The organism is Streptomyces varsoviensis, from assembly GCF_000718635.1.
Classification (GTDB): domain Bacteria; phylum Actinomycetota; class Actinomycetes; order Streptomycetales; family Streptomycetaceae; genus Streptomyces; species Streptomyces varsoviensis.
Map to the genome: position 1 here is coordinate 124,510 of NZ_JOBF01000034.1, position 24,127 is coordinate 148,636.

20 protein-coding genes and 1 riboswitch are annotated in these 24,127 nt (G+C 72.8%); of the genes, 12 read left to right on the forward strand and 8 right to left on the reverse strand.

The window, feature by feature from the left end; genetic code table 11:
• The first annotated feature begins 4 nt into the window (after positions 1 to 4).
• The 4 genes from IF55_RS33115 (at position 5) to IF55_RS33130 (ending at position 4,167) form a co-directional block, all read left to right on the forward strand.
• Entirely contained in the window at positions 5 to 844 is an 840-nt protein-coding gene (locus IF55_RS33115) for a TauD/TfdA dioxygenase family protein (RefSeq protein ID WP_030888892.1), read from the forward strand.
• On the forward strand, positions 841 to 1,674 hold the full coding sequence (locus IF55_RS33120) for a TauD/TfdA family dioxygenase (RefSeq protein WP_030888890.1): 834 nt from the start codon (positions 841 to 843) through the stop codon (positions 1,672 to 1,674). The genes IF55_RS33115 and IF55_RS33120 overlap by 4 nt, the downstream gene beginning before the upstream one ends.
• Positions 1,671 to 2,792 carry an alpha/beta fold hydrolase gene (locus tag IF55_RS33125; RefSeq protein WP_030888889.1) on the forward strand — a complete coding sequence of 374 codons (1,122 nt, stop codon included), beginning with the start codon at positions 1,671 to 1,673 and terminating at the stop codon, positions 2,790 to 2,792. Before IF55_RS33120 ends, IF55_RS33125 begins: the two co-directional genes overlap by 4 nt.
• A 67-nt stretch (positions 2,793 to 2,859) precedes the next feature.
• Positions 2,860 to 4,167 (forward strand): MFS transporter, encoded by a 1,308-nt coding sequence (locus tag IF55_RS33130; protein WP_157854520.1) that lies wholly within the window; start codon positions 2,860 to 2,862, stop codon positions 4,165 to 4,167.
• A 61-nt stretch (positions 4,168 to 4,228) separates the two neighbouring features.
• On the opposite strand, the gene IF55_RS33135 is transcribed toward IF55_RS33130, so the two are convergent.
• The gene (locus IF55_RS33135) at positions 4,229 to 4,699 is read right to left on the reverse strand and encodes an SRPBCC family protein (protein ID WP_030888884.1); all 471 of its coding nucleotides are present in this window, start codon (positions 4,697 to 4,699) and stop codon (positions 4,229 to 4,231) included.
• A gap of 283 nt (positions 4,700 to 4,982) precedes the next feature.
• Between IF55_RS33135 and IF55_RS33140 the strand changes: the two genes are divergently transcribed.
• From IF55_RS33140 to IF55_RS33165, 6 genes are all read left to right on the forward strand, one after another.
• Entirely contained in the window at positions 4,983 to 5,774 is a 792-nt protein-coding gene (locus IF55_RS33140) for a DUF6227 family protein (protein WP_030888881.1), read from the forward strand.
• Positions 5,775 to 5,955: 181 nt separating this feature from the next.
• On the forward strand, positions 5,956 to 6,159 hold the full coding sequence (locus tag IF55_RS33145) for a cold-shock protein (protein ID WP_030888878.1): 204 nt from the start codon (positions 5,956 to 5,958) through the stop codon (positions 6,157 to 6,159).
• 220 nt (positions 6,160 to 6,379) lie between these two features.
• Positions 6,380 to 7,942: a DEAD/DEAH box helicase gene (locus IF55_RS33150; protein WP_030888874.1), complete on the forward strand. Its 1,563-nt coding sequence runs from the start codon at positions 6,380 to 6,382 to the stop codon at positions 7,940 to 7,942.
• Positions 7,943 to 8,311: 369 nt separating this feature from the next.
• The gene (locus IF55_RS33155) at positions 8,312 to 9,553 is read left to right on the forward strand and encodes a PP2C family protein-serine/threonine phosphatase (RefSeq protein ID WP_063764083.1); all 1,242 of its coding nucleotides are present in this window, start codon (positions 8,312 to 8,314) and stop codon (positions 9,551 to 9,553) included.
• 276 nt (positions 9,554 to 9,829) lie between these two features.
• A riboswitch (cyclic di-AMP (ydaO/yuaA leader) is annotated at positions 9,830 to 9,978 on the forward strand.
• A 201-nt stretch (positions 9,979 to 10,179) separates the two neighbouring features.
• On the forward strand, positions 10,180 to 11,391 hold the full coding sequence (locus tag IF55_RS33160; RefSeq protein WP_398245537.1) for a M23 family metallopeptidase: 1,212 nt from the start codon (positions 10,180 to 10,182) through the stop codon (positions 11,389 to 11,391).
• 127 nt (positions 11,392 to 11,518) lie between these two features.
• The gene (locus IF55_RS33165) at positions 11,519 to 12,463 is read left to right on the forward strand and encodes an aldo/keto reductase (protein WP_030888865.1); all 945 of its coding nucleotides are present in this window, start codon (positions 11,519 to 11,521) and stop codon (positions 12,461 to 12,463) included.
• 156 nt (positions 12,464 to 12,619) lie between these two features.
• On the opposite strand, the gene IF55_RS33170 is transcribed toward IF55_RS33165, so the two are convergent.
• The gene (locus IF55_RS33170; RefSeq protein ID WP_030888862.1) at positions 12,620 to 12,919 is read right to left on the reverse strand and encodes a hypothetical protein; all 300 of its coding nucleotides are present in this window, start codon (positions 12,917 to 12,919) and stop codon (positions 12,620 to 12,622) included.
• 252 nt (positions 12,920 to 13,171) lie between these two features.
• Here IF55_RS33170 and IF55_RS33175 point away from each other — a divergent pair, with 252 nt between their 5' ends.
• Entirely contained in the window at positions 13,172 to 14,158 is a 987-nt protein-coding gene (locus IF55_RS33175; protein ID WP_048832971.1) for a type IV toxin-antitoxin system AbiEi family antitoxin domain-containing protein, read from the forward strand.
• A 287-nt stretch (positions 14,159 to 14,445) separates the two neighbouring features.
• Here the strand turns inward: IF55_RS33175 and IF55_RS41285 are convergent, their stop codons facing one another.
• The 6 genes from IF55_RS41285 to IF55_RS33205 form a co-directional block, all read right to left on the reverse strand.
• The gene (locus IF55_RS41285) at positions 14,446 to 14,574 is read right to left on the reverse strand and encodes a hypothetical protein (RefSeq protein WP_281181161.1); all 129 of its coding nucleotides are present in this window, start codon (positions 14,572 to 14,574) and stop codon (positions 14,446 to 14,448) included.
• Positions 14,571 to 15,026 carry a very short patch repair endonuclease gene (locus tag IF55_RS33185; RefSeq protein ID WP_030888851.1) on the reverse strand — a complete coding sequence of 152 codons (456 nt, stop codon included), beginning with the start codon at positions 15,024 to 15,026 and terminating at the stop codon, positions 14,571 to 14,573. The genes IF55_RS41285 and IF55_RS33185 overlap by 4 nt, the downstream gene beginning before the upstream one ends.
• Positions 15,027 to 15,083: 57 nt before the next feature.
• Positions 15,084 to 16,523, reverse strand: a complete 1,440-nt coding sequence (locus tag IF55_RS33190; protein WP_048832972.1) for a PrsW family intramembrane metalloprotease — start codon at positions 16,521 to 16,523, stop codon at positions 15,084 to 15,086.
• Positions 16,524 to 16,725: 202 nt separating this feature from the next.
• Positions 16,726 to 17,445, reverse strand: a complete 720-nt coding sequence (gene trmB, locus IF55_RS33195) for a tRNA (guanosine(46)-N7)-methyltransferase TrmB (protein ID WP_078645670.1) — start codon at positions 17,443 to 17,445, stop codon at positions 16,726 to 16,728.
• Between the two features lie 386 nt (positions 17,446 to 17,831).
• A complete protein-coding gene (lhgO, locus tag IF55_RS33200) occupies positions 17,832 to 19,049 on the reverse strand; it encodes an L-2-hydroxyglutarate oxidase (RefSeq protein WP_037966626.1) in 1,218 nt (405 codons plus the stop codon).
• Between the two features lie 395 nt (positions 19,050 to 19,444).
• On the reverse strand, positions 19,445 to 20,890 hold the full coding sequence (locus IF55_RS33205; RefSeq protein ID WP_030888837.1) for an NsdA family TPR-like regulatory protein: 1,446 nt from the start codon (positions 20,888 to 20,890) through the stop codon (positions 19,445 to 19,447).
• Between the two features lie 1,044 nt (positions 20,891 to 21,934).
• Between IF55_RS33205 and IF55_RS33210 the strand changes: the two genes are divergently transcribed.
• A complete protein-coding gene (locus IF55_RS33210) occupies positions 21,935 to 24,052 on the forward strand; it encodes an asparagine synthase-related protein (protein WP_030888835.1) in 2,118 nt (705 codons plus the stop codon).
• Positions 24,053 to 24,127 lie beyond the last annotated feature (75 nt).

Here is a 24,127-nt window from a genome sequence, read left to right on the forward strand (position 1 = left end):
CGCCATGAACGGCGCGTTCGGCGCGGAGATCACCGGTGTGGACCTCGCCGCACTCGACGACACCGGATTCGCGGCTCTCGCCGGCATCCTGCGCGAGAGGCGCGTGCTGTGCGTCAGGGGCCAGGCGCATCTCGCCCCCACGCGGTTCCTGGAATTCGCGCGGCGCTTCGGGGACGTCACGCCCTACCCCTTCGGGGAGCCGATGGAGGGCGTTCCGGAGATTCTGCGCATCATCAAGGAGCCGTCCAGCAAAGGAAACTTCGGCGGCGTCTGGCACACCGATTCCCCCTATCACGAGATTCCGCCGTCACATACGGTGATCATGGGCATCGATATCCCCGAAGGGGGCGGCGACACCCTCGTCGCCGATATGCGCGCCGCGTACGAGGCCCTTCCGCAGGAGGTGAAGGACCGCATCCGGGATATGGACGGGATCTTCACGGCGACCAGGGTGCACGGCAGCGCCGGGGCCGGCCTGGAACTGGGAGACGTGAAACGGGTGGCGGACAGGAAGCGCGCCGATCAGGAATTCCGGCACCCCCTCGTCCGTACCCACCCGGAAACCGGACTGCCGGGGCTCTACGTCAGCGCCTGCCACATGTCGGGGCTGGCCGGCCTCCCGGCCGACGAGGCGCACTCGCTGATCGACTACCTCGCGGACCATGTCGTACGCGACGAATTCACCGCCCGCATCCGCTGGACGCGCGGGACCGTGGCCGTCCTCGACAACCGCTGTGTCCAGCACAAGGCACTCAACGACTATCCGGGCCGGCGCCGCGAGATCCACCGGATCCAGATCACCGACGGCCGCCGCCCGACGCGCCGAGGGAAGGTGTCTCCATGAAAGCGGGGCAGTCATCGCCGCGATTCACCGAATTCTCCTCCACGGTGCGGTACCGGAGCGCGGAACAGTGCGCGGAGGACGTGGCCTCGGCGCTGAGCCGCGCCAAAGTGGTCACGGTGCGCGGAGTGCCCGAAGAGGTCGATCACGGGCGCTTCTACCATCGGCTGGCCTCGCGGCTCGGCGACTTCCACTTCAAGAACGAGGACGCGGAAACGGCCTCGCTGGAATCCGACGGCTGGCTGGACATCCGGTACGACCCCGCCGCGGTCGACCAGTCCCTGTACCGCTACGGCAATACGCGGATGCCGCTGCACATCGACGGGGCGTACACGGATGTCGAGTTCGACATCTTCTTCTTCTACTGCGTGCGGCAGGCGCGGTTCGGCGGCGCGACGGTCGTCGCCGACGGGACCGACGTATACGACTACCTGGAGGCGTTCGACCCCGCGTTGTTCCAGCGGCTCCTGACGACGAAGGTGCTCTTCGAGAAGGGCGGGAAGCGCCGGATTTCCACGATTCTCTTCTACGATCAGGGCACCCCGTCGTTCAACTGGAGCAGCACCCGCGTCTCCGCGGGGAATCCGCCCGAAGTCATCGAGATGGCGCGCCGCTTCGCGGAGTTCTGTGAGCATCAGATCGTCGACGGCGGCCTGGCGGAGCCCGTGCTGCTGGCGCCGGGAGAGGCCGTGTTCATGCACAACCGCCCCGTGCTCCACGGCCGTAACTCGTTCTTCGGCGAGCGCTGTCTGCTGAAAGGCGTCCTGCGATTCGCTCCCGACGCCGCCGCGGCGGACCGCGACGGCCAGATTCCGGCGGAGGCGGCGCGATGACCGACACAGTCCGCGCTCGCGAGTCGGCGGGCAGTTCGTACCGGAGTCCCCGCACCCCGCAGGAGCACACCCTGTGCTCACTGTTCGCCGAGGCGGCGAACCGGGATCGCGTCGGCATCGACGACGACTTCTTCGACATCGGCGGGGACTCGCTCAGCGTCGTGATCCTCGTCGAGGCGATCCGTGAAACGCTCGGCGTGGACATCGCGTTGGACACGGTCTACGAAAATCCCACCGTCGCCGCGCTGGCGGGCCGATGCGAGGTCCCCGCCGACGCCGGCGCCGCACTCGACGTCCTCCTGCCGCTGCGTACGATCGGGACGGCGCAGCCCCTGTTCTGCGTCCATCCCGGCACCGGCCTGAGCTGGGGGTATTCCGGTCTGCTCCGCCACCTGCGAGACCGGCCGCTCTACGCGCTGCAGTCGCGGGCGCTGAGCGGCGGCGCGCTGCCCGGGTCGGTCGGCGAGATGGCGGACGACTACGTCCAGCAGATCAGGAAGGTGCGGCCGCACGGCCCGTACCACCTCCTGGGCTGGTCGTTCGGCGGGCGCGTCGCCTTCGAGGCGGCGGTGCGGCTCCGGCGGGCCGGGGAGAACGTGGCAACCCTCGCCCTGCTCGACAGCGCGCCGCCCCCCAAGGAACGCCGGGCGTTCCCGGCCGACGGCGAATCCGACGGATTCGTGCTGGAGAATGCCATCAAGCGGTATTTCCTGGTCATGCTCGGCGAACTCGACGACGAGGCCGAGTCGCCCGGCGCCACCGACCGGCCCCCGGACGCCGGAGAACTGGATCTCGAAGCCCTCAGGGGTGAACTGGCCGCCGCCGGGAGCCCGTACGGATTTTTGGGACAGGACACCTTCCGGCACATGTTCGAGGCGCATCGGCGTCATTATGTGCTGTCCCGGCAGTACGTCCCCGGCGAGCGGTTCAACGGGCCCATGGCGTATTTCTCCGCCACCCAAGGCGAACAGAACGGCCGTCGCGGGGAGAACTGGCAGCCGTTCGTGCACGGCCCGGTCACCGAATATCCCGTGGACTGCACCCACCTGGAAATGACCAGGCCCGCCCCGCTGAAGCGCATCGCCGGGGTCCTCGCGAGATTGCTCGCGGAACACTGACGCGGAGCGCGTCGGTGGTGGGTCCGTGTGCTGGGCGTATTGGACGGCGGAGCGGAGGCTGTTGGCGTTGACGTTGTTCGGTGCCGGAGCGAGGAGAAACCGCGGCGGCGGTGGCGGGCGGGGGCGTCGGCGCGTCGTGCTCGCGCTGCTGCGGAACCGGCCGTACCGGCTGTACTGGGCGGGACAGGTGCTGTCGCAACTGGGCTCCGACATCTCCGTCGTCGCCCTCGCCTTCGCGGTGTTCGCCGTCGGCGGCGGGCCCGGCGGCCTGGGGCTGGTGCTCGCCGCGCGGATGATCCCGCAGCCGCTGATGGCGGTGGTCGGCGGCGCGGCCGCCTACCGGACCTCGACGGAACGCGTCATGGTCAGCGCGCACCTGGTCTCCGGGCTGGCGCAGTCGGCGGCCGTGGTCCTGCTGCTCAGCGGAACCGCCCGGGTATGGCACCTGGCGCTGCTGGCGCTCGTCACCGGCGCCGCCAACGGCTTCTTCGTCCCCGCGCAGCAGAGCGTCGTCCCGCAGATCGTCGAGCCGGAAGCGAGGCAGCAGGCCAACGCCCTGCTCAGGTTTCCGCAGAACGCCTCGAAGATGGCGGGCCGCGCGGTGGGCGGCATCGTGGTCGCCTTCGCCGGGCCCGGCTGGGCCATCGCCTGCGACGCGCTGAGCTTCTTCGGCGCGGCGCTGCTGCTGTCGCGGGCCGGCGTGCCCCCGCTGCGTACGGAAGGCGGCGAACGGACCAAGGTCGTCAGCGATGTGATCGAAGGCTGGCGTGCCTTCAGGAGCCGACGGTGGCTGTGGGTGATGGTCCTGCAGAACGCCGTCGCCCTGATGCTGTGGCTGGCGGGCGCCCAGGTCCTGGGACCGGTCTACGCGAACGAGGAGCTGGGCGGCCCGCGGCCCTGGGGCCTGGCGGCCACCGCGCTCGCCGCCGGACTGGCCGCCGGGTCGGCGATGGCCATGGCATGGCGCCCGCGCCATGCCGGCCCACTCGTCTGCGGGTGCATGGCGACGATGGCGCTCCCGATGGCGGTGATGGCCGCGCACGGGCAACTCGCGGCCCTGTGCCTGGCCATGCTGATCGCCGGAGTCGGGGTGGATACGGCGATGGTGACCTGGACCGGTCTGATGCAGGAGCACATCCCCGTGGAACAGCTCAGCCGTGTCCTGTCCTTCTCGAACGTGGGCCCCTTGGTGCTGGTGCCCCTCGGCTACGTCCTCGCCGGCCCGGCGATGGCGGCGGTGGGGCTGCACACGGCGCTGGGCCTCGGCGCGGTCATCGTCCTCGCCGTGGCCGCCGCCCCGCTGGTGCTCGGCGACGTCCGCGCCCTGTCCCGCCGGGGGACGGAGCTCCGAACGCCCGAGGCGGCCGTAGCGTGACCGCCGCCGCCCGGAGCGACGGCTTCACGCCACGGGGCGCGGCTGCGTTCGCGCGGGCCCGCTAGGCGGCCGTTTGGCGGTCGAGTTGTTCCAGGACCATCGGCCAGGCGTCCGCCGTGCGGTCGCGCGCCTTGTCGTGCGGGAAGCCCGCGTGGGTGAGGTGCAGATGGGTGCCGCCGGCGTGCGGGGCGAGTTCGACCGTGACGACGGTCTCGGCGCCCTCGGTGCCGCCAGCGCCGGTGACCCAGGTCAGTTCGACGAGTTCGGGCCGCTTGAGCCGCAGGAAACGGCCGTAGTGGGGGTGGCGGCGCGCCGGTTCCTCGGACTGGAACCGGTACTCCGTCTCGAAGAAGAACGGCGTGTTCACCTCGACCGCCGGCATCAGCACCGACCCGGGCGCCGCGAACCAGGTGTCGAGCCGGTCGGTCCAGGCGCGGTAGAGCGTTTCGGGCGACGCCTCCATGGCGCGTTCGGCGGTCAGGCGGTAGGGCCGGTCCGTCAGATCCGGGGTACGAATCGGGTCATTGCTCATGCGCGCCACGTAACCATGACGAACGGTGCGGCGCGCGTCGCGGCGGAGCGTACGACCCGCGTGCTGGGCGGGCGGCAGCGCCCGGAATCCGGCAGACACGCCCCCACGCGCCCCTCGGCCCCCTTCTGACGTGCGTAAGCAGTGCATAGGCGGGGCCGGAGCGACGGGGATGCGGAGCCACTTCGGCCGAATCCGGCCCGTGCCGCGTGTTCGCGCCGCTACGGTAAGTGCGCGGTACCAAGTGCGCGGGGCGGGTTCGGCGACAGCCGGGAGGTGCGGATTGATGGAGGGCTCGCGAGTGGGTGAGGGCGGCGGCGGGTGCGGGACGCCCGCGGCACAGTTGTCGCGGTTGCTGGCCCGCGCCCAGAACGGGTTCGAGATCGACGAGCCGGTGCTCGCGCGGATCGGCACCGCGCTGATGCACCAGGCCGAGCTCCGCTCGTACCGGCAGCGCAACGAGCCGCCCCGGCCGCTGCGGTGCAACACGTACCGGCACATCTTCCTGCTCGCCGACGGCAGCAGCCTGCTGCTGTACGAGCTGGAACACGACGCCGGCCCCGACGAGCGGTATCTGTACGAGCTCTACGCCGAGGAAGCGGCCCTGGACCGGGCCGAGCGGCGGGTGCACGAGTGGATCGGCGGCAGCGGCCCGGCCTCGGAGGCCGAGGAGCTGCCGCCCTGGCTCGCGGAGGAGCTGTTGCTGGCCATGGTCCCGACGCAGCCCCGCCGGGAGTACGCGGCCGAGGACTCCCCGGACCACGCGCGCCGGCTGCTGCGCCGCGCGGAGAACGAGGACGGCCCCGGCGAGGTGGTCCGCGAGCTGCTCCAGGACGCCCGCGGGCACCACATCTCGCTGATCACCAAGCCGCGGCGGCGCGGCTGCGGGCGGGACACGACCTGGTGCCGGTTCTACGAGCACGCCTTCCTGCTGGAGGGCGGCGGCGAGGTCAGCCTGTGGGAGCTGGAGCACAACATGACCGAGGGCGGCCGGCTGGTCTGCGAGGTCTATCTCGACGAGGCGGAGGCCGAGGTCGCCGCCGACCGGCACGCCCGCGCCAAGGGCGTCGAACTCTGATCCGAATGTCCCGATCCCGGCTCGTAGTGCGAGCCGGGCCCCGGATGTGCTATGGTTGTTCGAGTTGCAGTTGTGGTACCCATGAACTCGTGTGCGCCTGACGGTTATGTAGCCGAAGGCGCATTTTTGTTTTTCGCCGGTCTATTCCGGTGTGGGGCCCACCCCATTGAAGGAGATAGACATGGCATCCGGCACCGTGAAGTGGTTCAACTCGGAAAAGGGCTTCGGCTTCATCGAGCAGGACGGCGGCGGCCCCGACGTCTTCGCCCACTACTCGAACATCGCCTCCACCGGCTTCCGCGAGCTGCTTGAGGGCCAGAAGGTGACCTTCGACGTCACGCAGGGCCAGAAGGGCCTGCAGGCCGAGAACATCGTCGCCGCCTGATCGCTCGATCGGACGTTGCACCACCGCGATGGGGCCCGCACCGCTGGGTGCGGGCCCCATCGCTGCTCCAACGCACCGTCCGCCCGCACCTGATCACCGCTCCACCATCCAGTTCTCCCCGCGCGCCCCGGCTTTTTCCGCGCCCGTCCGTCCCGGTACGGGCTTGCGACGCGAAGTCGTTCCTGAGGCGTGCCACCCCACTGAGGGAAGGTCCTCTCGAATGACACGTTCCGAACGCCCCGCCCGCACGCCCCGCACCCGTCCCTCCGGCGGCCGTCCCTCCGGCGGTCGTCCGGCCGGCGACAGGCCCTCCGGCGGCGGTCGTCCCTCCGGCGGCCGGCAGCCGAGCCGGCGGCCGGCCGCGTCCGAGGGCGGCGAGTTCGCCATGCCCGTCAGCACCACCCCGGCGCTCCCGCCCGTGGCGGCCTTCGCCGAGATGGACATGCCCACCGGCCTGCTCGCCACGCTGGACCGGGAGGGCGTCACCGAGCCCTTCCCGATCCAGGCCGCCACGCTGCCCAACGCCCTGCACGGCCGGGACGTCCTGGGCCGCGGCCGTACGGGCTCCGGCAAGACCCTCGCCTTCGGGCTCGCGCTGCTGGCCCGCACCGCCAGCCGGCGCGCCGAGTCCAGGCGCCCGCTGGCGCTCGTACTCGTCCCCACCCGCGAACTCGCACAGCAGGTCACGGACGCGCTCACGCCGTACGCCACCGCCGTCAACCTGCGGCTGACCACGGTGGTCGGCGGCATGTCGATCGGTCGGCAGGCCAACAGCCTCGCGCGCGGCGCCGAGGTGCTGGTCGCCACGCCCGGCCGGCTCGCGGACCTCATCCAGCGCGGCGACTGCGCGCTCGGCGACGTGGCCATCACGGTGCTCGACGAGGCCGACCAGATGGCCGACATGGGCTTCCTGCCGCAGGTCACCCGGCTCCTCGACCAGGTGCGCCCGGACGGCCAGCGGATGCTGTTCTCCGCGACCCTGGACCGCAACGTCGACCGGCTCGTACGCCGCTTCCTGAGCGACCCCGTGACGCACTCCGTCGACGCCTCCGTCGGCGCGGTCTCCACCATGGAGCACCACCTGCTGCACGTCTCGGACGACGACAAGCGCGACGCCGTGACCCGGATCGCCGCCCGCGAAGGCCGCGTGATCATGTTCGTGGACACCAAGCGCGGCGCCGACCGGCTGGTCAAGCGGCTGCTGGCGAGCGGCGTACGGGCCGCGGCGCTGCACGGCGGCAAGAGCCAGCCGCAGCGCAACCGCACGCTGGACCAGTTCCGTACGGAGCAGGTCACGGCGCTCATCGCCACCAACGTCGCCGCCCGCGGCATCCACATCGACGGCCTCGACCTCGTCGTGAACGTCGACCCGCCCGTCGACCACAAGGACTATCTGCACCGCGGCGGCCGCACGGCGCGGGCCGGCGAGTCCGGCACCGTCGTCACGCTCGTCCTGCCGGAGCAGCGGCGCGAGATGAGCCGGATGATGGTCACGGCGAAGATCACCCCGCAGGTCGCGAAGGTGGGGCCGGAGGACGCCGAGCTGGCGCGGATCACGGGTGCCCGTGTGCCCAGCGGCGTCCCGGTCGTCATCACGCCGCCGGCCCCGCCGCAGCCCCAGGGCAAGCCGAAGTCGCGCGGCTCCCGGCCGGGCTCGGGTACGGGCGCAGGCTCGCGTTCCGGCGGCCGTGGCCGGGGTAGCCGGGGCGGCAGCGGCCGCGGCGGCAATGGCGGCGGGAACGGCGGCTCGGGGCGCGGGCGCGGGAGGACTCCGGCGGTCTGAGGCCCTGGTGGTCTGATGGCCCGCAGGTTCGACAGGGGCTGAGGCTGGGGCTCGCGCGGTCCCGCCTCACCACCCCCACCTGCGCGTACGCCCGTACCTCACCCCTGTCCGCCGTCCTCGGCCCCGTTTGCCGTGCGCGGGCGGCGGCCACCCGAATGGACGAACAGCGGTCGCCGGGACCGGCGTCCGCCGGAAGCCTGGAAGGGGCGCCGCGCGGGACGGACCGGTCAGGAGAGAACGGTGGGGAAGCGAGGTCCCGGAGGCAGGGCACGCAGGGGGAAGCCCACGGGCGCGCCCACGCCCGTACCCCCGCACCGGCCCGCCGACGGACCGGCGAACGGCCCGGGGAACGGACCGGGGAAGGGTCCGGTGAACAATCCGGCGAAGGGCCCGGTGAAGGAGCGCTCGCGCCGCGGCGCGGCCGCGAACTGCCTCGCCCGCTGGGCGCCCGCCCTGCTCATCGTCATCGGGGTCCTCTTCGACCTCCTGACCCCGCCGCAGTACACCGGAGCCCCCTTCCTCTCGGCCGCCCCCCTGGTCGCGGCCCCGCTCTACGGGCGGCGCGGGACGATCGTCACGGCCCTCGCGGCCGTTGCCGCCGCGGCGGGGACCAACGCGTACCACCGCGCGGTGAACTCGTTCGAGTCCGCGACCAAGACCGCCACGGTCCTGACCGTCGCCGTCCTCGCGCTCGGCATCAACCGCATCGTGCGCCACAGCGACCAGCAACTGGAGTCCGCGCGCGGCATCGCGGAGGCGGCCCAGCGCGCCGTGCTGCCGACGCCCCCGGCCCGTATCGGCTCGGACCTGCTCATCGCGGCCCGCTATGTGGCGGCCCAGGCGGACGCCCGTATCGGCGGCGACCTGTACGCGGTGCAGGACACCCCGCACGGCGTACGCGTCATCGTCGGCGACGTCCGGGGCAAGGGCCTGGAGGCGGTCGAGGCGGTCGCCGTGGTGATCGGCGCGTTCCGGGAGGCGGCGGAGCAGGAGCCCACCCTGGAGGCGCTGGCGGCGCGGCTGGAGCGGGCGTTGCAGCGGGAGGGGGCGCGCCGGGAGGGGCTGGACCAGTTCGAGGGGTTCACCACGGCCGTACTCGTGGAGGCGATCGTGACGGTTCCGGACGGCGCGGAGCTGCGCATCGTCAACCGCGGCCACCCGCCGCCGCTGCTGCTGTACGCGGACGGCAAGGCGGTGGAGGCGGCGCCGGAGGTCCCGGCGCTGCCGCTGGGCATGGGCGACCTGGGCGTATGGCCGGACCGGGTGGACGTATGGGACTTTCCGGCGGGGGCGACGCTGCTGCTGTTCACGGACGGGGTCACCGAGGCCAGGGACGAGCGGGGCGAGTTCTACGACCCGCAAGTCCGGCTGAACGGGCGGCTCTTCGACGGGCCGGACCTGCTGCTGGAGGCCCTCTCCGTGGACGTCGCGCGGCATACGGGCGGGGGCACGGCGGACGATATGGCGCTGCTGGCGATTCGGCGGTGCGGGCGGGGGGAGGCTGGAGCGGGAGAGAGGGCGGAGCCGGGGCCGGGAGCGGAGTCGGCGCCGGGGCCGGATGCGGGCCGGCGGGACGAGGATTCCGGCGGGCGCGGGGGACACGGTGCGTAGTGGATCTTGATCCCTGTGCATAACGACTGGCGCACGATCGTCGCGCGGGGGTTTCGGCCGATGAGGCGACTCGACCGCTTTCGCCGACGGCTGTCCATAAAGTCCTTGCCAAAGCCTGAGCGGATTACGGGCAACGGCTTGGTATCCGGGTCTCGCTTCTATTAACGTTCGATAACGCAGCGCGGTCGTCACAACCGCCGCAAGAGGCGGCACCGTGCGCCTTCGCCGAATCCCGCAGGCACCAGCAGCACCGGCCACACCGTACGTACACCAGCACCATCGGCAGCACCGGCAACACGAGGCACCAGGGAACCGGGGAACCACCAACCTTGGGGTGAGTCGGACGCCTTCGCGAGAAGGGGCCCGTAGGAGACCTTCCTGCTCCGAACCCGTCAGCTAACCCGGTAGGCGAGAAGGAAGGAAAGGAGTGCGCCCCCGTGGCGTCCAACAAGCCTGCCCTCGACGAGCCGACGTACGACGCGCCGACGTACGACGCACCGTACGACCCTTCGTTCGTACCCTCTGTGTCCTCCGGGCCTTCTGCTACTGCTGCTCCTTCTGTGCCTACCTCGTACGGGCCTTCCTTCGGTGCTGAGGGCTTCGGTGCTGAGGACGTGGTTGGGCCGGTGGCCGGGCCGGTGGCCGGTGCGGGCGCTGCCGTGGGCTTCGAGGCGGGCTTCGGCGGGGACTTGGACGCGGGTTTCGCGGAGGAGGCCATGGGGGCCGACGCTGCGGATGCCGCTTCCGCGGACGGCCCGGCCCGGGGCAAGCACCGGGTCGGCAAGCAGCGCGGCGGCACGATGGCCCGTAGCGGAGCGGTGCTCGGCGTCGGCGTCATAGCGGCGGTCGGGGCAGGCGGGATGGCGAGCGCCGAGGACCGTCCGGCGCCTCCGATATCCATGCCCGACCTGGCGCATCTGGCCGACCAGGTGGGCGAGTTGCCGGGGAAGCTGCCGGTCGTCGGATCGCTGGTGCCGGACGACTCCGGCTCGGAGGCCCCTGAGAACACCGGGGCCACTGAGGCCACTGAGGCTGCTGCGACCGTCGAGGGCACTGAGGCGCACGGTGCGGACCAGCCGCTGTCGCGGCTCGGCCTCTCCGCGGAGGACGCGGCGAACGGCGCCGCCGACGCGGGCGAGGCGCTGCGCGCCCGCATCCTTCAGCAGGCCGAGCATCAGCAGGCCGCCGCGGCTGAGGAGTCGCACGAGGCGGTAGCCAAGGCGGCGGCGGCCGAGGCCGCCGACGAGGCGGCGAAGCGGAAGGCCGCGACCGAGGCGGAGGCCAAGGAGAAGGCTGCGGAGTCCGAGGAGAAGGTGGCGGCCGAGCAGCGGGCGAAACAGGCGGAGCAGGCGAAGCAGGCCGAGGAGGCGAAGCAGGCCGAGGAGGCGGCCGCTGCCGAGAAGGGGGCCGCGGCGGGGGAGGGGCGATCGGCGAAGCCCGCCACCGGGTACACGCTGCCCGTCGGTTCGTACACGCTTACCGCCGGATTCGGCCAGTCGGGCGACATGTGGTCCGCCAACCACACCGGGCAGGACTTCGCGGCGCCGACGGGTACGCCGATCAAGGCGGTCCGGGGCGGCACGATCACGCATGCCGGGTGGGCCGGCTCGTACGGCTATCGCACGGTGCTCACCCTCGACGACGGCACTGAGCTGTGGTTCTGCCACCAGTCGTCGATCACGGTGACCTCCGGAAAGGTGAAGGCGGGCGACGTCATCGGGCGGGTCGGGGCGACCGGCAATGTGACGGGGCCGCATCTGCATCTGGAGGTGCGGCCGGGCGGCGGGGCGCCGGTGGACCCGATGACGTGGCTGCGGGAGCACGGCTTGCGGCCGTAACGGCGGCGGCGGCAAAGCGGGGCGGTGGCGTCGCGGTGGCGTCGCGGTGGCCGGGCGGGTGGCCTGAACGGAACGGACGCGTCCGTACGACCCGTTGTGACGCGTGTGCAAGGCGTTAAATGGATCTATGGCTGAGAAGCGCAAGAAGATCGGAAACCTCTCCGTCCACCCGCTCTGCCTCGGCGGCAACGTCTTCGGCTGGACGGCCGACGAGACGGAGTCCTTCGCCGTACTCGACGCCTATACGGAGGCGGGCGGCAACTTCATCGACACCGCCGACGTCTACTCCGCGTGGGTCCCCGGCAACTCGGGCGGCGAGTCCGAGACCGTCCTGGGCGACTGGTTCGCGACGCGCGGCAACCGCGCGGACGTCGTCCTGGCCACCAAGGTCGGCGGGGGCGTTCCGAAGCGGCGCGGCCTGACCGCCGACGCCATCAAGACGGGCGTCGAGGAGTCGCTGCGCCGCCTGCGCACCGACTACATCGACCTCTACTACACGCACTGGGATGACACGTCCGTGCCGGTGTCGGAGTTCATCACGGCCCTCGACGACCTGGTGCGGGAGGGCAAGGTCCGGGAGATCGCCGCCTCCAACATCACGGCGGAGCGGCTGGCGGAGGCGCTGGCATTCTCCGACGCGGAGCGGCTGGCCAAGTACGTCGCGATCCAGCCGCCGTACAACCTCGTCTCGCGCGGTACGTACGAGGGGGCGCTCTCCGCGACCGCCGCGCGCCACGGGCTGGCGGCGGTTCCGTACTACGGGCTGGCGTCGGGCTTCCTGACCGGCAAGTACCGGCCGGGCACGACCGTGGACAGCGAGCGGTCGGAGAAGGCCGCCGAGTATCTGCGCACCGAGCGCGGCCCGCGCGTCCTGGAGGCGCTGGACAAGGTCGCGGGGGCGCACGGTGCCGAGCCGGCGACGGTGGCCCTGGCCTGGCTCGCCGCCCAGCCGACGGTGGCCGCCACGATCGCGAGCGCGCGCAACACCGGACAGTTGCCGGCGCTGCTGGCGGCGGCGGACCTCCAGTTGACGGTGGATGAGGTGGACATGCTGACGGAGGCGTCGGCGTAGGGGCCCTGGGCTCCAGGGCCCCGGGCTCCCCGGGGGCACCCGGCCCCGGGGGCACCCGGCCCCGGGGGCACCCGGCCCCGGGGGCACCCGGCCCCGGGGGCGCGACTACCCCCGCCGCTCGACTATCCGCGCCGCTCGATCGCCCCCGCCGCTCGGCTATCCCCGCCGCTCGACGGCCCAGGAGGCGAGGGCGACGCCGCCGGCCACGGCGAAGACGGAGGGCCAGGCGCCGACCTTCTTGGCGAGCGGGTGCGAGCCGGCGAAGGCGGCCACGTACAGCCCGGTGAGCGCGGCGGCGGCGCCGGTGCCGGACCGCTGCTGCCACTGCCGCGCGGCGACGGCGCCGGCGGCGGCCAGCGCGGCCCCGCCCAGCGGCCGCTTCTTGGTCCACCGGGCCACCCCGTACCCACCGACGAGCCCACCAGCGGCCACTACAGACGTCGGAACCCCAGCCATTCCCGCGACCTCCACGATCTACGACGATCTACTACGACAAACCAACTCGAACGTTTCCTCGACCCTACGCCGGGTGGGGATGGTATCGGCGGGCGGATGGCGCGTCGCGGAGGAAGCCACCCGATGATGAGGTGCGGATTACCGCGGGGAGGCGCGTACGGGTGAGCGCGAGGACGGCGCGTACGAAGAGGAGCGGGGTGAAGCGGGGGGATTCCAGGCGGAGGGACCGTTCCTGCTGGGCAGCAACTGGCCATGCCTACGCCGATCTCGTACGACAGGGCGGTACTGGCCCGGCTGGTCCGCCGCCAGCACGGCCTCGCCACACATGCGCAACTGCGCGCTCTGGGGGTCTCCCAGGGGGCGATCTGGAACAGAGCGCGCGAGAACGGGCCGTGGCAACGCGTGCTGCCGCGCGTGTACCTGCTCCATTCCGGCGCGCCGGATACGGTCCAGCGCCTGCTGGCGGCGGTCCTGTACGCGGCGGGTCAGCGCGCGGCGGCCGCCCCGCTCTCGGGCAGGTCGGCGCTGCTCACGGGCCGGGCGGCGCTCCATATGGCGCCGGGTTCCACGACGCGGCACGAGGCGGCGCGGCTGGCGCCGGTGGAGGTGCTCATTCCGGATGACCGCCGGGTGGTGGACGCCGGGTACGTCCGCGTCATCCGGACACGCCGCTGGCCGGCCCGGCACCTCCTGGTCGACAGCATGCCCATCACCGGCGCGGCCCGCGCCGCGGCCGACACGGCCGCCCGCTGGACCGGCCGCCCGAACGCCCTGCGGGCCATCCTCACCACCACGGTCCAGCGCGACTTCTGCACGGCGGGCGACCTGGTCGACGAACTCTCCGCGGCCGGCCTGGACCGCGTCCCCACGGTCGCCCTGGCAGCGGAGGAACTGACCTCGGGCGTGACGTCCTGGGCGATGGGCCACGCGAGAAAGGTGATCGCGGCGTCCCCCCTCCCACCCCCCTTGTGGCACCCGGACCTCTACACCCCCACCGGCCACTTCATCGCCAGCCCCGACGCCTACTGGCCCCGCGCCGGCGTAGCCCTCGTCATCACCTCCCCCACCCACCCCCCAACCCGCCTCCAACGCCTCACCCCCCACGCCATCCACGTCCTCACCACCACCCCCACCACCCTCCGCCACACCCCAACCGCCCTCATCACCTCCCTCACAGAGGCCCTAAAAAACGGCCACCGTTCGGCTCCACCCCGGGGCATCCGAGTGGAAACGGAGTGATGCCTGGAGCGCGGGGGCGCGGGGCATCGTCAGCGCCCCTCGGTGCCGCAACATCAACTGCCGTGACGGGTCAACAAGGAATCGGGGACTTCCGACAGAATGTCGGGTTCACGAGCCCCACGGTGAGCGAAGTGCAGATCTTCCCGGGCACGCGTGCACAGGACAAGAAGGCGGAGCCGAGCTTGCACGCTGGTCGCGTCCTCCGTATACGCGTCCAAATCCGGAACGAAAACGCTGTCGAACTCCAAGCCCTTCATACTGGCCGCATTCACGATCCTGATGGGGCGTCACAGGGGCGGAACCTTCGGGGCGGCGCACTGTCCCAGGAGCAGTACGGGCCGGAAGCCGGCGGCTTCGATGCCCGAGGCCAGGCCGCCCCCGCCCGCGCACAAGTCCACGAACCGTAATCCGCTCATAGGCCCCCGCCCCCCTGCTGTCGTTTCTCTCTGCTTGCCTTCTCGCGGTCGACGGCCGCGACCACCTGGCGCATGACGGCGTCCGGCGACTCGTGTTCCCAGAAGCGCAGTACTGTCCAGCCCTCGGACAGAAGCTGTGCGTTCGTCTCCCGGTCCCGTTCGATGTTGCGGTCGAGCTTCTGTCGCCACCATTCCGCGTTCGCCTTGGGGCTGGTGGCGTGTTCCGGGCAGCCGTGCCAGAAGCAGCCGTCGATGAGGACGGCGAGTCGTGTGCGGGTGAACGCGATATCGATCTTGCGTCTGCGCATGCCCGGCACCGGATAGTGAGTCCGGTAGCGGTACCCGGAGGCGTGAAGGAGCTGCCGCACCGCCCGTTCGGCGCTCGTGTCCTGGTTGGTCTGCCGGCTCATCCGAGCCGAGACGTCGGGGCTGGAAGGGGGTGCGTTGCGCATCGCTCCAGTGTCCTACCCGGCACTGTCACGGTCCATGAGGTCGGAGGCGCACGGACCTCAGCGTTGTTGTCCCGGAGGTGGCGGATACGCGCCGTAGGGGGCATGTGTCCCGTATGGGGGCTGCGGGCTGTATGGGGCTTGTGGTGCGTGTGAGGCTTGCGGGCCGTATGGGGCGGGTGGTTCGTACGGGCCGTATGGGCCGTACTGCGGTTGCCACGGGGGCTGGGGGGTGGCGTGGGTCAAGGCTGGTTGGGCTATGGGTTTGCGTTGCCAGAGGTGGTGGAGGAGTTCTTGTTCTCGGGCGGTGAAGTCGGGGCCCGCGGTGCCGCGGTAGGCGCGTTGGCGGAGGAAGGCCAGGGACGTGGCGAAGGAGATGTACTCCGTCACGGCGCGGGCCGCCTCGGGGCCGCCGGTGCGGCGGGCCAGGTGGCGGGCTATGCCGCGGGCGCGGATCGAGGACAGGGCGATCGGTTCGGGCGGGGTGAGCCAGCCGGCGGCCTGGTAGGCGGGCAGGTGGGTGCGTATGGTCCGTAGCTCGTTCTGGCGGGACCAGACGGTCAGCCAGGTCAGCACGCCGAAGACCGGGACCATGAAGAGCCCGTAGACCACGAGGAAGCCGAAGCCGGGCAGGGCCGACGCGCCGTTCCAGACGCCGTGCAGGACCATCGCGGTCAGCAGGGCCGCCAGCGGCACCACGACCCGCGGGACGCGGCGCCGCGGCGCGAACGTCGCAGCGAGGCCGAAGCCGATGCCCGTCATCGACGTGAAGAGCGGGTGCGCGAACGGCGACATCAGCACGCGGATGAAGAACGTCGCCATCGTGGTCGACTGCATGCCCGAGTACCCGAAGTTCTGGTCCGAGGCGAAGGCGTTGCCCAGGTAGAGGATGTTCTCGGTGAACGCGAAGCCCGTCGCCGTGATGCCCGCTATGACGACCCCGTCGACGATGCCGTTGAAATCCCGGCGGCGGAACAGGAACAGCAGCAGCACCGCCGCCGCCTTCGCCGACTCCTCCACCACCGGCGCCACGAACGTCGCCCCCCACGTGTTCGCGTCGGCGTGCTGCGCCGCGTCCACCGTGTTCAGCAGCCACTTCGTGGCGAAGCCATTCGCCAGCAGCGCGACCAACGTCGCCGCGCACGCCCCCCAGGTGAATGCGAAGCCCAGGTCACGCCAGGGTTTCGGCTCCACCCGGTCCATCCAGCGGAACGCCGCCACCAGCAGCGGTACGGGCAGCACGGCCAGGCCGAGCCCCACCAGGAACCCCTCGGTGCCCGTCTGCTCGCGTACGAGCGCCAGGATCACCAGACCGGACAGGGCGAGCAGCATGATCAGCGCCGTGGCCCGCAGCGCCTTGTTCTCCCACAGCGCCCGGCGCGGCTTGTAGTGCCAGCCGGACGGCGCCGGCACCGCCTCGAACCGCGGCCGCCGCTCGTACGCCGGCACCGCGAACTGAGCCGGCTGCTGAACTTGGTCCCCGGTCGGCCGGCCGGCCATCGGCTCCGGGCCCCGGGGCGCGGTCGGTCCCCAGGGCTGAGCAGCGGCGGAGCGGTCGGTCGGCTGACGGGGAGGCGGGGACTCAGGCACTCGAAGACCCTAACCAGGGGGGAGTGGGAGATAGTCGGATTATGGCCGCCAACGCTGACAACGCTGGCAACGCCGCCAATGCTGACAACGCCACCAGCGGGGCCATCAGCCCTCAGCGGCGACGGAACAGCAGGTCATGGACCACATGGCCCTTGTCCAGGCCCTGGCCCTCGAACCGCGTCAGCGGCCGGAACTCGGGGCGCGGCGCGAAACCGCCCTCCGGCTGTACGTTCTCGAAGTGCGGATCGGCATCGAGCACCTCCAGCATCTGCTCCGCGTACGGCTCCCAGTCCGTCGCGCAGTGCAGCACCGCTCCCGGAGCCAGCCGCGCCGCGGCCAGCGCCAGGAACTCCGGCTGAATCAGCCGCCGCTTGTGGTGCCGCTTCTTCGGCCACGGGTCCGGGAAGTACACCCGCATCCCCGCGAGCGCGTCGGGCTGGAGCATCTCCCGCAGCAGGATGATCGCGTCACCATTGGCCACCCGCACATTGGCCAGCCCGGCCCGCTCCGCCAGGCTCAGCAGATTGCCCTGGCCCGGCGTGTGCACATCGCAGGCCAGGATGCCCGTGCCGGGGTCGGCCGCCGCCATCCGCGCCGTCGCCTCGCCCATGCCGAACCCGATCTCCAGCACCACCGGCAGTTCCGGGTCGCCGAAGAGCTCTCCGAGGTCCAGCTTGCGCAGCCCGTCGATGTCCAGCCCCCACTGCGGCCACAGGCGGCGCAGCGCGTCGCCCTGGCCCGCGGTCACGCGGCTGCGGCGCGGCTGGAACGAGCGGATGCGGCGCTCATGATGCGAACCCGCCGGGTCCGGCGCGGGGCCGTCGGGGAACATCGGCGCCCGACGGTCACGTATGCGCCCCCCGGAGTCCGCCCCGGATAGCTCCCGGGAGGGCTCAGCAGCCCCGGTCGTCGCCCCGGTCGCCAATCCGTCAGACGCGTCAGACGCATCAATCGCCACGACCGGGTCAGACGCGCTCGCCCCCTCGGTCACATCAGTCTCGGGGGCAGCCGGGTGCGGAGCGCGGTTCGCACTGGGGTTCGCGGTGGGGTTCTCGGACACAATTACTCGATTCTACGGAATCCGGGAAGCAGCCGAATCTACGGAGGTCGATGGCACGGAGGTCGATGGCGCGGGGGCAGACGGTATGGAGGTCGATGGCATGCAGGCAGACGGCACGGGCCGGACGGCGGTGGCACGGAAGCCGACGCCCGTAGGGCCTACTCTCCGCCGCCCATCGCCGCCAGCGCCCGTCGCGCCACCTCCCTGCCGATCGGCAGCGACGCCGTAGCCGCCGGTGACGGCGCGTTCAGCACGTGCACCACCCGCGGCGACTCGGCGAAGAGGAAGTCGTCCACGAGCGTCCCGTCCCGCAGCACCGCCTGGGCCCGCACCCCGGCCGCCGCCGGTATCAGGTCGTCCTCGGCCACCTCCGGGAGCAGCCGGCGCACCGACTCGGTGAAGGCCCGCTTGGACAGCGAGCGGCGCAGCTCGCCCGCCCCGTAGCGCCAGTGGCGGCGCGCTATCCGCCACGCGCCCGGGTACCCCAGGGTCCCGGCCAGCTCCCCAGGCCGTACGGTCCGCCAGTCGTACCCCTCACGGGCCAGGGCGGGGACGGCATTGGGGCCGACGTGCACGCCGCCGCCCACGCCTCGGGTGAGATGGACCCCGAGGAAGGGGAACGCCGGATCGGGCACCGGGTACACCAGGCCGCGCACCAGGTCCGTACGGGACGGGGCCAGCTCGAAATACTCACCGCGGAACGGCACGATCCGCATCCCCGGGTCGTCCCCGGCCAGCCGCGCCACGTGGTCGCAGCGCAGCCCCGCGCAGTTCACCAGGGCACGCGCCCGTACGACCTCGCCCGCCGCCGTACGGACCGCCACCGCCGAGCCGCGCCGGCCGATCACCCGGGCCTCCGCCCCATAGCGCACCGAGGCCCCGGCGTCCGTCGCCAGCTCCGCCAGCCGCCGCGCCACCGAGCCGAAGTCGCATACGCCCGTCGTACCCACATGGATCGCCGCGAGGCCGCGGACATGGGGCTCGAACTCCGCTATCTGGGCGCGGCCCAGCTCCCGCACCGGGATGCCGTTCTCCCGGCCGCGCTGGACCAGAGCGTGCAGCCGCGGCAGCTCCGCCCGCTCCGTCGCGACGATCAGCTTGCCCGTGACCTCGTGCGCGATGCCGTGCTCGACGCAGAACTTGACCATCTCCGCCGCGCCCCGCATCGCGAACCGCGCCTTCAGCGACCCCGGGCGGTAATAGATGCCGCTGTGGATCACGCCGCTGTTGCGGCCGGTCTGATGGCGGGCCGGGCCGGACTCCTTCTCCAGCACGGTCACGCGCGTCCCGGGCGCGGCACGGGTGATCGCATACGCCGTCGACAGGCCGACGATCCCGCCCCCGATCACCAGCACATCGCACTCGTACGCCGCCACCACGTCACCTCCCGCCCCGATTCCCCCGAGGCGCCGCACCGGCCCCTCTCCCAGCGTTCCCCATCATGGCGCGTGCCACTGACAACGCCACTGACATGGGGGTGAAATCCAAGGGCCGCCGGGGTTCGCGCCGGCTGGGATCGGGCCGGCGGACGGGCCGCCGGGCCTCGGGCCGCCCCGAAGGGCGCCGCCCGGCCTCGGGCCGCCCCGGAACCGTGCCGCCCGGCCTCGGGCCGCCGAGACGCCCGTCCTCCGGTACGTACGTACGGGCGCGGGGCCACACCAACGGGCCCGGCTCCCTCACCCGGCCCACCCATCCACCGGCCCGCGCTCGCCCGTCGGCCCGCTCCCGCCCGTCGCTTCGCTCCCGCCCGAACCGCCCCCGCCCGCCTTCCTCACGCCGGCGTGACCAGCAGCGGGCGCGCCCGTTCCCGCAGTTCGACGACGCGGGGCTCGTCGCCGTACGGCTCCAGGCGGTGCAGCAGGTCGCGCACGTACTCCGTGGTGCGGGCCGAGGAGATCCGGCCCGCCACCTCCACCGCCCGCGTACCGGCCGCGCACGCCGCGTCCAGATTGCCCGATTCCAGCTCGGCGACGGCCGAGACGACCAGGCGCAGACCGTGCGAACGGACGTATTCCTCCGTCGGCCGGGCCAGCGCCTGCTCGGTGAAGCGCTGCACCTGACGCGGCATCTTCAGGTCGCGGTAGCACTCCGCCGCGTCGGCGGCGAACCGTTCGTGGGAGTAGAAGTCGAGCCAGGAGGGGTCGCCGTCGCCCTGCCGGGCCCGTTCCAGCCACCCCTCGGCGGCCTTCAGGGCCGTGCCGCAGGCGGGCCCGTCGTTCGCCTTCGCGTGGGCGCGCGCCTCGACCAGCCGGAAGAAGCTCATGGTGCGCGCCGTGGCGAGGCCGCGGTTGCGCTCCAGGGCGGCCTGGGCGAGGTCCACGCCCTCGTCCGCGAACCCCCGGTACGTCGCCTGGAGGCTCATCGACGCCAGCACGTACCCCCCGAGCGGCACGTCCGCCGCCGCCCGCGCGAGCCGCAGCGCCTGGATGTAGTAGCGCTGGGCGGCCTCCTGCTGGCCGGTGTCGAAGGCCATCCAGCCGGCGAGGCGGGTCAGTTCGGCGGTGGCGCCGAAGAGCGAACGCCCCACGTCGTCGCTGTACGAGCCGAGGAGCAGCGGCGCGGCGTCGACCCGCAGGCATTCGGGCACCATCGAGGAACGCCAGTCCCCGCCGCCGTACTTGGAGTCCCAGCGGCGCGCGTCGTCCGCGGCCTCGCGCAGTTTGTTCACGTCGGAGTGGCCCACGCGCTGGGGTAAGCCCTCCGGTCCGCCGCCCGCGTCCGCCTCCCGGGCGACCTGGTGGGCCTCGCGCGCCACCGAGCCGTCGGCCGGGGTTATCAGCCAGCGGGACGCCGGGGTGGCGTACGCGCTGACGGAGAAGGAACCGGCCAGGCTCTGCCAGATGCCGCCGCCTCCGCGCCGCCCGGCCAGGTCCAGCCGGTAGAGGTCCGTGGCGGCCCGTACGGCCTGGCCCACGTCGCGCGGGAAGGCGAGACCGACCTCGGGCGCGGGGTCCGCGTCGGCCAGCCCGATCTCGTGCAGCGGCACCGGGCGGCCGAGTTTGCTGCCGATCGCGGCGGCGATCAGGTGGGGCGCGGCGCCCTGGGGCACCATGCCCTTGGACACCCACCGCGCGACCGACGTCTTGTCGTACCGAAGCGTCAAACCGCGCTGGGCGCCCAGGTCGTTGACCCTGCGCGCGAGACCGGCGTTACTGATCCCCGCGAGGGCGAGTACGGTCCCGAGCTTCTCATTCGGCCCGCGTAGCTCCCTGGACATGCGCACCCCTCGCCAGCACCGACGGCCGCCCCGGCATAGGCGCGAGGCATTCGTAAACCCAGCGTAGTTCCCCGCATCCCTACCGTTAAGGGGTGAAGACCCGGATGGCGGGATTCTGGTCCACATGCACGTGCAGTGAGGGGCATGTGCTCCGCCTGTGTGTGGCCGTGCGCCTACCGTGCGCTCTGCCCGGCTCGTCGCGGGAGCGCTTCCATGGGAGTTGCGTGGGTCGGCCCGCTGTACTGGATCGAGTGGGCTGGGGGACACCGCCGCCTCATTCCCCGCGGGCGGCGGAACGGTCCGGGGGGCGGAGTCCGCCTCCCGGACTGTGACATCGCGGTCCGGGCATCGGGGACGCACGCGCCCAACTGGGGCGCGGCCGAGTTTGGCTGAATATGGTGCATGCCGTTGTGGCCGGCGCGCACGGTCGAGCCGAACTCCCGCCCGGGCCGGGGAGGGGGCGGCCCGGCGGGTAACGGCCTGGTGCGCATCGGTCCAATGGGTCGGGCCCGGTGTGCGGCGGTCCGGTGCACGGCAGCCCGGTGCACGACGGCCAGGCCGCCCCTCTCCCTTCCGCGCGCCCTCAACTTCCGCGTTTATGCGCCTTTTCCGGACGGCGGCGCGGCCGCGAACCGGCTGCCGCCCGGCTACGAAGCGGTTGCGACCCGGCTACGAACCGGCTGCGCCCCTGGGATGGTTCGGTGCCCCGCCGCGGCCCCTCCCCGCACCCGCGCGGCCCCCTCCCTGCCCCTCTCCACCCTCTCGTGACCCACTCGCCACCCGCCGCGCTCCCACGCGCCCCGCGCGTCGCCATCCTGCGCACGCCCCCTATGCACCTCCGGCGCGCCGCTCGCGCGCCCCACTCGTGGCAGCATGGACCCAGCACGGTCCATGACGGTGCGGCATTGCGGCATTTCGCCCCAGTTGAGGCCGAGTTGGTCGATAAGGCGTGATCAACACGCTGACCGAGCGGTGCCGAAACTGTCAGCCTCTTGTGCATGATGACTGCTACCTGTTGATTGTCCACACCCTGTGGAGGCGGCGATGCGGTGGTTGGTGGGGTGGAGCAGTGCCGCCTCCGGGACCGGACCCCGTGCCACCCGGCGGGGCGCCGGGGCCGACGGCTCCACGGTGCATCCGGTCGGCGCGCAGCTCCTGTGGGGCGACCCCGACCCGCTGTGGGCCGTCGGGGACTGGCGGCCGGACGAGGTCCGCGTCGTCCAGGCCGACCCCTTCACCCGCCTCGCCATCCTCGGCTGCTGCGGCGCGAGCGACGAGGAACTGCGCGTCGGCCTGCTTGCGGCGCGCGGGGGCGCACTGAGGCATCTGACGGCGTGGAGCGGCAGTTACACGGCGGTGGCCCAGGTCGGCCGGCGCGTCACGGTCGCCGGCGACCTCGCGGGCGCCCGGCCCGTCTTCCACACCGAATGGGAACGCGGCACCGCCTACGCCACCGCCGCGCTGCCGCTGGCCGACCTGGCCGAGGCGCAGCTCGACGTCGGCCACCTCGCGGCGCTGCTCGCCTGCCCCGACTCCCCGGAGGCGCTCGGCGACGGCACGCCCTACCTCGGGGTGCGGCGCGTGCCGCCCGGCCACGCGCTCGTACTGCGGGACGGCGCGCGCGACATCATCGGTTACGAGCCGACGGCCTCGCTCGCCGTCGCAGCCCCCCAACTCGCCGCCGACGACGCGGTGGCGGGCGTCCGGGAGGCCCTCGTGGAGGCCGTACGGACCCGGCTCGACGCGCCGCGCCACGCGCCGGAGACCGACCTCGGCGACCTCGACCCCGGCCCCGTACCGGGCATGGGGCCCGCGTACCGGCGTGCCTCGCGCGGCGGGCCGGCGCCCGGCATCGGAGCCGACCTGTCCGGAGGCAGCGCCTCCGGGACCCTCGCGCTGCTGGCCGCCGGGCTGCCCGGCGTCCCCGGCACGCTCTTCGGCCACGGCACCGGAGCCGGCGAGCGGCTGCTCGCCGTCACCTTCAACGACCTCGCGACGGGCAACGGCCGCTCCCGCCAGGCCGAGCTGGAACGGGCCCGCGCCATCGCCGACAACCCCCGGCTGCACCACGTCGTCGTCACCGCGGGCGAGGAGGCCCTGCCCTACGCCGACCTGGAGTCCGGCCCCCTCACCGACGAGCCAGCCCCCTCCCTCGTCACCGCCGAGCGCCACCGCCGACGCCTCGCCTCCGGCAGCGCCGACCACCTCGTGGGCCACGGTGCCCGCCAGGTGCTCGACGCCCACCCGGCGCGCCTCGCCGACCTGCTCATGGACCGCCGCCGGCGGCATCTGCTGCGCCCCGTCTCGGCCCTCGCGCGCGCCGACGGGCCGGCCGCGCACTCCTTCTTCGTCCCCTTCACCGTCTACCGCGCGGCGCGCAAGCTGGCCCGTACGCCGTACAAGGACGGTCTTGAGGCCGCCGCCGGTCGGCTGCTGGAGGCCGGCCGGCCGGGCTCGGAGCTGGAGCCCGCCGTCCCCGGCGCCGTGGGCGCCTCCCTGGCCGCCCTCACCTGGTTCCGGCCGGGCCCCGCCGCGCGCTGGCTCACGGGCGAGGCGCTTGCTGAAGTATCGGTTCGCCTGGGGAGCGCGGCGGCCCGTCCGGGCGGCCTCCGCCGCCCCGGCGAACGCCGCGCCTCCGCCGCGCTGGCCCGGCACGCCGCCGACCACCGGATCTTCGAGCAGGCCGCGGAGGTGCGCAGCCAGCGGCTGCACGCGCCCTTCCTGGACAACCAGGTCGTACGGGCCTGCCGCGCGCTCCCCGAATCCCTCCGCGTGCAACCGGGGGCGCGCGCCTCTGTCCTGCGCGCCGTCCTGGCCGGCTCCGGCATCCGCGAACTTCCGCCCGGCTGGGGAGCCACCTCCCACGCCTCGCACGCGGCAGCGGTACGGGCGGGGCTGCGGATGTCCGTGGGGCGCCTGGTGGAGATATTCGAGACACCGCTGCTGGCCGACGCCGGGCTGGTCGAGGCCCGCGTGGTCCGCAAGGCGCTGCGCGCGGCGGCCGAGGGAGAAATCCTGCCGCTCGACGGGCTAGCGGAACTCGTCTCCACGGAGCTGTGGCTGCGCCGCCTCCTCTCCCGCCGCGGCAGTTGCTGGACCGGCTCCGAGGCCCCCCGGCAGCGGGCCGTCGCGGGCGGGGTCATACCGCGTACCAGCTTGTGAGCGTCCGCCGGTTACGGGCGGGAGCGCCCACGCCCGTAACCGGCGGCCGGGCGCGGGCGCGGGGCCCGGCCGCGT

What these genes read in the sequence shown, in the direction of transcription:
- IF55_RS33115 (WP_030888892.1), top strand. Translation starts at nt 5, where the DNA reads ATGAACGGCGCGTTCGGCGCGGAGATCACCGGTGTGGACCTCGCCGCA.
- IF55_RS33120 (WP_030888890.1), top strand. Translation starts at nt 841, where the DNA reads ATGAAAGCGGGGCAGTCATCGCCGCGATTCACCGAATTCTCCTCCACG.
- IF55_RS33125 (WP_030888889.1), top strand. Translation starts at nt 1,671, where the DNA reads ATGACCGACACAGTCCGCGCTCGCGAGTCGGCGGGCAGTTCGTACCGG.
- IF55_RS33135 (WP_030888884.1), bottom strand. Translation starts at nt 4,699, where the DNA reads ATGAGCAATGACCCGATTCGTACCCCGGATCTGACGGACCGGCCCTAC.
- IF55_RS33140 (WP_030888881.1), top strand. Translation starts at nt 4,983, where the DNA reads ATGGAGGGCTCGCGAGTGGGTGAGGGCGGCGGCGGGTGCGGGACGCCC.
- IF55_RS33145 (WP_030888878.1), top strand. Translation starts at nt 5,956, where the DNA reads ATGGCATCCGGCACCGTGAAGTGGTTCAACTCGGAAAAGGGCTTCGGC.
- IF55_RS33150 (WP_030888874.1), top strand. Translation starts at nt 6,380, where the DNA reads ATGACACGTTCCGAACGCCCCGCCCGCACGCCCCGCACCCGTCCCTCC.
- IF55_RS33165 (WP_030888865.1), top strand. Translation starts at nt 11,519, where the DNA reads ATGGCTGAGAAGCGCAAGAAGATCGGAAACCTCTCCGTCCACCCGCTC.
- IF55_RS33170 (WP_030888862.1), bottom strand. Translation starts at nt 12,919, where the DNA reads ATGGCTGGGGTTCCGACGTCTGTAGTGGCCGCTGGTGGGCTCGTCGGT.
- IF55_RS33175 (WP_048832971.1), top strand. Translation starts at nt 13,172, where the DNA reads ATGCCTACGCCGATCTCGTACGACAGGGCGGTACTGGCCCGGCTGGTC.
- IF55_RS41285 (WP_281181161.1), bottom strand. Translation starts at nt 14,574, where the DNA reads ATGAGCGGATTACGGTTCGTGGACTTGTGCGCGGGCGGGGGCGGCCTG.
- IF55_RS33185 (WP_030888851.1), bottom strand. Translation starts at nt 15,026, where the DNA reads ATGCGCAACGCACCCCCTTCCAGCCCCGACGTCTCGGCTCGGATGAGC.
- IF55_RS33190 (WP_048832972.1), bottom strand. Translation starts at nt 16,523, where the DNA reads ATGGCCGGCCGGCCGACCGGGGACCAAGTTCAGCAGCCGGCTCAGTTC.
- trmB (WP_078645670.1), bottom strand. Translation starts at nt 17,445, where the DNA reads ATGTTCCCCGACGGCCCCGCGCCGGACCCGGCGGGTTCGCATCATGAG.
- IF55_RS33205 (WP_030888837.1), bottom strand. Translation starts at nt 20,890, where the DNA reads ATGTCCAGGGAGCTACGCGGGCCGAATGAGAAGCTCGGGACCGTACTC.
- IF55_RS33210 (WP_030888835.1), top strand. Translation starts at nt 21,935, where the DNA reads ATGCGGTGGTTGGTGGGGTGGAGCAGTGCCGCCTCCGGGACCGGACCC.